Below are 8,563 nucleotides of genomic sequence, written 5' to 3' on the forward strand. Positions count from 1 at the left end.
CAGCCGATCGGTCACCCTTCCGGCCCGCTCTCGGCGACCCGCACCGCGCCACCGTACGCCTCGTCGTGCTGCTTGCGCGGGGAGCAGACCGAGGCCGACGGGCAGGCGCAGCGGCGGCCGCCGTCCTCCAGGCGGACCACGACGGAGTCCGAGGGTACGTTGCGGCCCACGACGGTTCCGGCGCCCTCGGGGGTGTCGACCTTCAGCCCGATCCGGGGCATCCTGCTCTGGGCGTCGAGGTAGAGGGGGTGCTCGTACTTCAGGCAGCACATCAGCCGCCCGCACGCCCCCGCGATGCGCAGCGGGTTGACCGGCAGGTCCTGGTCCTTGGCCATCCGGACGGAGACCGGCTCGAAGTCCTTGAGGAAGGTGGCGCAGCACAGGTCACGGCCGCAGGGGCCGATGCCGCCCTGGAGGCGGGCCTCGTCGCGCGGGCCTATCTGGCGCAGCTCCACCCTGGCGCGCAGGTTGCGGGCCAGGTCACGGACGAGGGCGCGGAAGTCGACCCGGTGCGGGGCGGAGAAGTAGACCGTGTAGACGTTCTCCGCGTCCAGGTAGTCGACGCCGACGACCTTCATCGGCAGCGTGTGCCGCTTGATCAGGCGCTTGGAGACGCTCCGGGCCTCGGCGCGGCGCCGCTTGTTGCCCTCGTCACGGGTCAGCTGCTCCTCGCCCGCGATGCCCTCGCACACCGGCAGCCCGTCGATCTCCTCGCTCGTCCACTGGGGTGCCCAGACGCACTCGGCGACCTCGGGCCCGGCCTCGGTGGGCACCAGCACCTTGTCGCCGACCTTGGGGCTGTGCTCTCCGGGGTCGAGGTAGTACAGCCTGCCGTAGCGGGTGAAACTCACCGCCATGATCATGCCCATATGGCTCCAAACCTGGGGGTACGGCTCGTGCTCACCCTACGCTCCGCACCCGGCGAAGTGCGGGGCCGCCAAGGCGTGAACGCGGGCCGTGTACCCCGCGCACCGCCCCATCAAGAACCACTCCGGGGACGAGCACTGCTCCCTTTCGGCAGCCCACGGGAGCATCCTCACGAGGGCCGGGAGAGAGTCGTCTCTCGACGCAGGGCCCGTCACCCCGGGCAGCCGCTCAGCGGCCGAGTTCGGCGAAGGACTTCTCCCAGCGTTCGGCGATCATCGAGATGTCGTAGCTCTGGGCCGTCTGGATGGCGTTCTTGGCCATCCTGTGGCGGCCCTCCTCGTCGTCGATCATCTGGATCAGCCCGTCGGCCAGAGCGTCCACGTCGTCGGCGGGAACCAGCAGTCCGTCGATCCCGGGTGTGATGATCTCGCGAGGTCCACGGGGGCAGTCGAAGCTGACCACCGGCACCCCGGAGGCGAACGCCTCGATGATGGTCATGCCGAAGCCCTCGAAGCGGGAACTGACCGCGTGGATCGACGCCTTGGCCAGCTCGCCCTCGATGTCACCGGTGGGGCCCATGAAGGTGACGTTGTTGTGCAGCCGCAGCTTGACCGCCTGCCTGACCAGCTTGTCGCCGACCCGGCCCTCGCCGTAGATCCGCAGCTTCCAGTCGGGACGTTCCCTGGCCACCCGGACGAACGCCTTCAGCAGCCGGTCGTACCCCTTGACCGGCACCAGCCTGCCCGCAGCCAGCACGATCCGGTTCTCCTGCCTGGAGCGTGGACGCGGCCCGCCGGGCAGCCCGTTGCCGATGGTGAACACCCGGGTGGGCGACCCGTTGAGCATGTTCCGGTAGTCGTGCTCGTCGGCCTCGGTGAGGGTGACGACCGCGTCCAGTTTCGGATACCAGGTCCGGATCTCCGCGAAGATTCCGGGCTGGTGCGCCTCGAAGTGCAGGTGCTCCTGGGCGATCGTGACGACCTTCCTGCGGGTGTACCTCGCGGCCATGATGTTGAGACCCGCGCGGGTGGTGATCAGGACGTCGCTGCGGAGCCTGCGCAGCTCGCGGACGAGGACCTCGTCGCTCCAGGCGCTGAAGGACGCGTAGGCGCGCTCCTCGGGGTGGATCAGCGCGCTCTCCCGCGCGCCCAGCCGCTCGGCCCTCTTCGTGTACGGCCAGCGGACCCTGGCCCCCTCCCGCAGGTCCACCAGCGAACGGAGCCTGACCCGGGGGCCCAGCGGCAGGAAGGGGGTGTCGGTGTGCTGGAAGACGCTGACGACCTCGACCTCGTGCCGCTCGGACATGGCGGTGGCGAGGTCGAAGGTGGCGCGGATGGTGCCGCCCATGCCGTAGGCGTTGAGAATGAGAAAGGAGATCTTCACGGTTTCTCCTCTTCGATGCTGAGCGCGACGGCGAGGCTGTCGGTCTCGGTGTAGTACGGGCGGACCCTCACCTGCCCGACACGCTGGGCAGGAAAACGAACTTTGATCTTCTTATCTGTTATGTCATCAAGACGGGTCGCCAGCGGCAGCCGGACCCCGGAGATCTCCGCGTACAGGTCCCAGAAGACCCGGCGCCGCACCTGCGCCTCGGCCATCGGCGCGATCTCGATCGCGCCCTCGAACCACCGTCCCTGGAAGGTCGCCGGCCCGCTCACCGGCTCCGGCCCCCGGCGGGCCACCGCCACCAGCCTGGCCTCCCCCCGGATCGGGTCGCCGTACGCGACGGCGCCCTCGACGGCGATCACCCCGTCGTCCGCGGTCACACGGATCACCTCGACGTACGGCTCGACCTCGCGGACTCGCAGGCCCAGCGTGCCGAGGGAGGTACGGAACGCCCTGATCTCCCGGTTGCGGCGGGTCTCGGCGTAGGACCAGAGCCCGTCGAGCGAGAACCCCGGGTCGTCGGTGGCGACGGGCTCGCCCCGGCATGAGGCCATCCAGATACCCGGGGCCAGCACCGTCAGGTCCGCCGTCCCGCACTCCTCACCGGTCTCCACATGCCGCAGGACGATCTCCGCGTCCGTCGGTGCCGACCATTCGATCCTCAGCGTGTCGTCATCGCCCACCCGGCTCGTGACGGCCCGCCCGCTCACGGACGGGACCACCCCGTGGCGCGCCTCGGTGCTCACCAAAATTCCCCCGGTCTTCGCTGCTCATCCCCATAGAGCAGGACACTTCCCGTTGTTTTATAACAAAAGCATTGATTTTTGCCCGTGAATCCTAACGACCCACACTCATGCTTTGAGGTGATTTAGCGAGGAATGGTTCCATCTAATCGAAAAAAGACGGGTAGGGGGCGCGCGGTCGCGACGGCCCCCTACCCTCACCAGCCGATATCCGTCACACCGGGTTACTGGAAACCCTGAGGTGTCCGATATCGGCCAAAGTTGATCACCTCGAACTCCGGTCCCCGCCGGACCACGATGTGCGCCTCCGAACCATCCGTGCCGGCCGGCCGGAAACCTCCCGGCCATCGCGGTAGCGCGTGTCCGCCTGCCTGCCGCCCCCGGCGTAGAGCCTGCTGATCGTCTCAGCGGGTTCCGGTCCGCCCAGTTCCAACATTTCGGTCTGCATGACCAAAAACGTGAAAACCATCTCCCGTCGTGAGGCGGATCAGGCCCGGCCGACGCGGTTCAGAGCCGGGGCTGATGCAACGAGAGGGTCATCGACTCCACGGCCATCTGCGGGCTGACGTTGGCCGCCAGCCGCCTCCGGCAGCGCATGATGGCGTCGATCCTGCGCAGGGTGTCCTCCGGGGTGGAGGCACGGGCCAGGTCTTCCAGATCGGCGCGGCGGTCCTCGCCGGCCAGTTCCACGTGCGCGCCGAACTGCACGGCCAGCACGTCGCGGTAGAACGCCACCAGGTCGAGCAGCGCCGCATCGATGACGTCGCGCTTGGTGCGGGTCGCCCGGGACTTCTGCCGGTCCTCAAGGTCCTTGAGCGCCCCGGCGCCGCCGCGGATCAGCCCCCTGTTGAGCCCCTTTCCGGTGGAGCCCTCGCCGTAGACCTGGCGCAGTTCGGTGATCTCCGCCTCGTTCAGCACCGCCGTGACCGCGGCGGCCTCGTCCTCGGCGGTCTTCACCAGGCGTTCGGCGGCCATCACGCACTCACCGACGCCGGTGAGCGACCTGGGGATGGACAGCACCGCCTCGCGACGCGAGCGCGCCTCCTCGTCCAGGGCCAGCCTGCGGGCGCGGTCGATGTGCCCATGGGCGGCCCTGGCCGCGAACTCCGCCATCGCCGGCGGCACGTTCTCGCGCGTGGCCAGCACGTGGGCGACCGCCGAGGTGGTCGGGGTGACGAGCGTGACGATCCGGCAGCGGGACCTGATGGTGATCATCATGTCGTCCGGAGCAGGCGCGCAGAGCAGCCAGACGGTCTTCGGCGGCGGCTCCTCGATGGCCTTGAGCAGCGCGTTGGACGCCCCCTCGGTCGCCCGGTCGGCGTCCTCGAACAGCACGACCCGCCAGCGGCCCAGCGTCGGCGCCCCGGCCGCGCGCAGGATGAGCCTGCGGGTGTCCTTGATGCCGTACGAGAGCCCCTGCGGGCGGACGATCTCCAGGTCCGGGTGGGAGCCGACCGACACCTGATGGCACATGTCGCAGTGGCCGCACCCCTGCTCGTGGCAGAACAGCGCGGCGGCGAACGCCCGCGCGGCCTCCTCACGCCCGGACCCGGGCGGCCCGGTGAACAGCCACGCGTGGGTCATCCCGGCACCGCGCCCCCCGGCCAGCAGGTCGGCCCCGGCCGCCGCGGCCCGGCGGAGCGTTACCGCGGCCCGCTCCTGCCCCACAAGATCATCAAAGACTCCCACGGACCCAACCTACCGCCGGTGCCGGTCGCCGGGTCAGGAGCTCACGGAGAGGACTCCCCCGCGGCCTCGGCTCCGCTCACGGCTCGCGGAGGCATCGGGTCAGTCACGGATCGCCGGGATGGTCCCGGTGACGTCCTCCGACTCCTGTGGCACCGGGTCGGGCATGATCTCGCGGACCCGGTCGTAGATGAGCGAGGAGATCCGTTCCTGGGTCAGGGTCCCGTCGACGACCAGGTAACGATCCGGCTCCGCAGCGGCCAGTGCCCGGAACTCGCGGCGGACGCGCTCGTGGAACTCCAGCGGCTCCGACTCGATGCGGTCGGCGGCCCCGCCCAGCCGGGCCAGCCCCACCGACGGCGGAGTGTCGATGAGCACGGTGAGATCGGGAACGAGCCCACCGGTGGCCCAGCCGTTGATCCTCTTGACGTCCTCGATGTCCAGCGCCCGGCCCGCGCCCTGGTAGGCCAGCGACGAGTCGACGTACCGGTCGGAGATCACCATGGCACCCCGCTGGAGGGCCGGGTGGATGACCTTCTCCACATGCTCGGCCCGGTCGGCCGCGTACAGCAGGGCCTCCGACCTCGCGGACAGCCCTTGGTGCACCGCGTCGAGCAGGATCGCGCGCAGCCGCATGCCCACCTTGGTCGAGCCCGGCTCACGGGTCTGTACGACGTCGAACCCCTGGTCGCGCAGCCAGATCGCCAGCAGCCTGGACTGGGTGGTCTTGCCCGACCCCTCACCGCCCTCGAAGGCGATGAACATCCCGCGCGCCTGCTCGACGCTCTCGGGGGTGAACCGCTCCCCGCGCGCCGCGGCGATCAGGTCGGCGACGATCGAGACGCCCCTGCGGTCGTCCATCTGCCGTAGCGCGACGGTCCCGACGGCCACCGCGAGCAACCCGCCGACCAGCAGCACCAGGTTGGAGCCGTCGAACTGGTAGACCGGCTCCTGCCCGACCCTGATCTCCCGCTCGCCGAACAGGCCCGCCAGGGTCGGCGCGACCGCGACCACCAGCAGCAGGGTCACCCGGGCGAGCGACTGCAGGAAGGAGAACGTGCGGCCCCGCAGGTTGTCGTCCACCTCCAGCCCGATCATCGTGTAGCCGATGATCCAGGCGATTCCCGCGCACGCGCCGAGCAGCACGGTCAGCAGGACGACGATCACCAGGTTGTGGACGAGCGCGATCGCGACGAGGACCACCCCGGCCACCACGATCGACAGGCCGAACAACCGCCGCCGCGACAGCTCCCTCAGCAGCCTCGGCCCGAAGAACATGCCGGACGCCATGCCGACGAAGACCGCCCCGAAGACCACGCCGTACGCCGCGTCGCCGCCGCCCAGCGCGTCCACGTAGATCTTGGCCACCCCGACCACCGCGCCGCCGGCGGCGAACGCGCCCAGCATGCCGATGATCAGGCCGCGGATCAGCCGGTTGCCGCCGACGAACCGCCAGCCCTCGAAGATCTGCCGCAGCACCGACGGCGTGGAGGTCGCGGCCCGCGCGCCGGCCTTCGGGATGTCCTTGAGCGAGAGGATGATGAAGGCCGAGACCAGGTAGGCGAGCGCGTTGATGAACAGCGCCAGGTAGGTCTCCCGCTGGGCGAAGAACGGCACCAGGTTGCCCAGGGCGTCGTCGGCGACCGACAGCACCGCGAACAGCAGCGCGGCGATCGGCGCGGTCCCGTAGGTGACCAGGAGGTTGAGCTGGTTGGCCTCCTCCAGTCGCTCCTTGGGCACCAGGTTGGGCACCGTGGCGTCCTTGGCCGGAACCCAGAAGAGGTTGACGCACTCGACCAGGAAGGTGGCGATGATCACCCACTGGTAGTTGCCGATCAGCGGGATCGACAACACCAGCGCGAAGCGCAGGAAGTCGCAGAAGAACATCGTCATCCGCCGGTCGAACCGGTCGGCGAACGCGCCGGCGAGCGGGCCCAGCAGGATGGCGGGGAGCATCTTCGCCACGAAGACGCCTCCGATGGCCAGGCTCTGGATCTTGTAGCCGGACCCCACCGTGAGGTTGCCCGCCAGGGCGGTCAGTGCCAGCAGGTTGAGCCAGTCTCCGAGGCTGCACACCGACATCGCCGTCCACAGCTTGCGGAACGGGGTGTTGGCCAGCACGTGGGGGGGCTTACGTCGCGCGGTGCTCCGGCCAAGGGTGGTCATAGTGTCAGCGTATCCAGGTGCTCGCTGGGCTGGGGGAAACATGAGCCAGGCGGAAATGCCCGGCTGCCCGTCGCATGAGGGTAATGCCTCCGCCCTGTGCCCCGCAGGTGCCACACCCGAAAAGAAGCGTCAGATGCTCGTGTTTCCAGTGATGCGTCTCCGCGCCCTGGCCGGCTCTCCCGATCGGTGCCGGGCTACCGGAGCCTCTCGTTCCTGACTTCCAGCAGGGTTATCTCAGGTGGGGCGCCCACCCGGACCGGCGGCCCCCAGAAACCCGCGCCCCGCGTCACGTAGACCTGGGTGCCGTCCACCTCGCCGAGACCGGAGACGACCGGCTGCTGCATCGGGATGATCAGATTGAAGGGGACCATCTGCCCTCCGTGCGTGTGGCCGGACAGCTGGAGGTCCACCCCGTAGGTGGCCGCCTGGACCGCCTGGACCGGCTGGTGGGCGAGCAGCACCGTGGACCGGGAGCGGTCACGGCCACCCAGCGCCCGCTCGAAGTCCGGACCGTCACCCGATGCGACACCGCCGACGTCGTTGACCCCGGCGAGATCGAGCACGGCTCCCCCGTGGGCGATCTCCACGCGCTCGTTGCCCAGCGGGCGGATGCCGAGCTCGCGGAGCTCCTCGATCCACTCCTGCGGGCCGTTGGCGGTGTAGTACTCGTGGTTACCGGTGACGAAGTAGGCGCCGTAGCGGGATTCGAGGTCCTTCAGCGGCCTGGCCAGCGGGCCGAGCTCGGCCACCGTGCCGTCGACCAGGTCGCCGACGACGGCGACCACGTCGGCCTCCAGTGAGTTGATCATGCGGACGATGCGCCGGGTGTGCTCCGTACCGGTGAGCGGGCCCAGGTGGATGTCGCTGACAACCGCGAACCGCAGGCCGTTCAGGCGTGGATCCAGCCTGGGCAGCACCACCCCGGCCGACTCGATGACCGGGTCGCCGAGGGCGGTCCTGATCCCGAACCCGATCGTGCCGAGCGCCCCCGCCCCGGCGGCGACCGCCGCCGTACGGGCGATGAACAGCCTCCTGCTCAGCCCGCCTGCCGTGTCCTTCGCCCCTCCGCCGCGCGGCGTGCCTCCAGGACCCGGCACGACGACCACCCCACCGACCGGGGACTCCCCACGGTCCGTCTGGGCCGTGGAGACGGGCCGGAGGGAGTGCTCGGGGTGAACGGCGGCCACGGACGCCGGTGTGCCGGCGGTTTCGGATCGAACGGCGAGCTCCGGCTGCACGGCTCGTTTCGCACGGCGGGCGACCACCCCCGGCGGCACCAGGTGCCGCTCGGCCCGATGCTCCACCCCGCGCACCACCAGCAGGGCCACGGCCCTGGGGATCTCCAGGACCACCAGGAACACGACGAGGTAGAACATCGTCGCGATCCAGAAGAATCCCGGCCACGCCAGGAAGTGCCCCCACTCACTGCGGGAGACGATCAGCGTCACGGGGGCGAGCACCGCCAGGCCGACGAGGATCCAGGTCAGCACCCGGCGGGTCCGCCCCGGCCGGGTGGTCGAACGGACCAGGCGACGCCACAGGTAGTAGTGGACCACCGTGATCGCACAGATGACCAGCGACACGAAGCCCACGATCGTCACTTGCCTTCCCTCTCGCGCCCACCGGCCGTCCCGGCGCGTTCCGAAGAACGCCCGAAACGGCGAATGCGTTCCCAGCGGGTGCGGAGACCCCACGGGCCAGGGCCCCGTACCAGG

The 8,563-nt window shown here is 69.9% G+C and carries 6 protein-coding genes; all 6 read right to left on the bottom strand.

The genetic code is table 11. From position 1 onward, the window contains the following. Positions 1-11: 11 nt before the first annotated feature. The 6 genes from ricT to ABZ260_RS15470 all read right to left on the bottom strand — a co-directional run bounded on the left by ricT (position 12) and on the right by ABZ260_RS15470 (position 8,449). Entirely contained in the window at positions 12-863 is an 852-nt protein-coding gene (gene ricT, locus ABZ260_RS15445; protein ID WP_355617208.1) for a regulatory iron-sulfur-containing complex subunit RicT, read from the bottom strand. Positions 864-1,095: 232 nt separating this feature from the next. Then, positions 1,096-2,250: a glycosyltransferase family 4 protein gene (locus ABZ260_RS15450; protein ID WP_355617193.1), complete on the bottom strand. Its 1,155-nt coding sequence runs from the start codon at positions 2,248-2,250 to the stop codon at positions 1,096-1,098. Further along, on the bottom strand, positions 2,247-2,999 hold the full coding sequence (locus tag ABZ260_RS15455) for a hypothetical protein (protein ID WP_355617195.1): 753 nt from the start codon (positions 2,997-2,999) through the stop codon (positions 2,247-2,249). The genes ABZ260_RS15450 and ABZ260_RS15455 overlap by 4 nt, the downstream gene beginning before the upstream one ends. A gap of 504 nt (positions 3,000-3,503) precedes the next feature. Further along, on the bottom strand, positions 3,504-4,685 hold the full coding sequence (locus ABZ260_RS15460) for a DNA polymerase III subunit delta' (protein ID WP_355617197.1): 1,182 nt from the start codon (positions 4,683-4,685) through the stop codon (positions 3,504-3,506). Positions 4,686-4,784: 99 nt separating this feature from the next. Further along, complete coding sequence (gene tmk / locus ABZ260_RS15465; RefSeq protein WP_355617199.1) at positions 4,785-6,848, bottom strand: dTMP kinase; 2,064 nt, start codon at positions 6,846-6,848, stop codon at positions 4,785-4,787. 194 nt (positions 6,849-7,042) lie between these two features. After that, positions 7,043-8,449: a metallophosphoesterase gene (locus tag ABZ260_RS15470; RefSeq protein ID WP_355617202.1), complete on the bottom strand. Its 1,407-nt coding sequence runs from the start codon at positions 8,447-8,449 to the stop codon at positions 7,043-7,045. Positions 8,450-8,563 lie beyond the last annotated feature (114 nt).

It is taken from the genome of Streptosporangium sp. NPDC006013, assembly GCF_040614275.1.
Taxonomy (GTDB): Bacteria; Actinomycetota; Actinomycetes; order Streptosporangiales; family Streptosporangiaceae; genus Streptosporangium.

Coding starts and splice junctions, on each gene's coding strand:
- tmk (WP_355617199.1), bottom strand. CDS start 6,848: ATGACCACCCTTGGCCGGAGCACCGCGCGACGTAAGCCCCCCCACGTG.
- ricT (WP_355617208.1), bottom strand. CDS start 863: ATGATCATGGCGGTGAGTTTCACCCGCTACGGCAGGCTGTACTACCTC.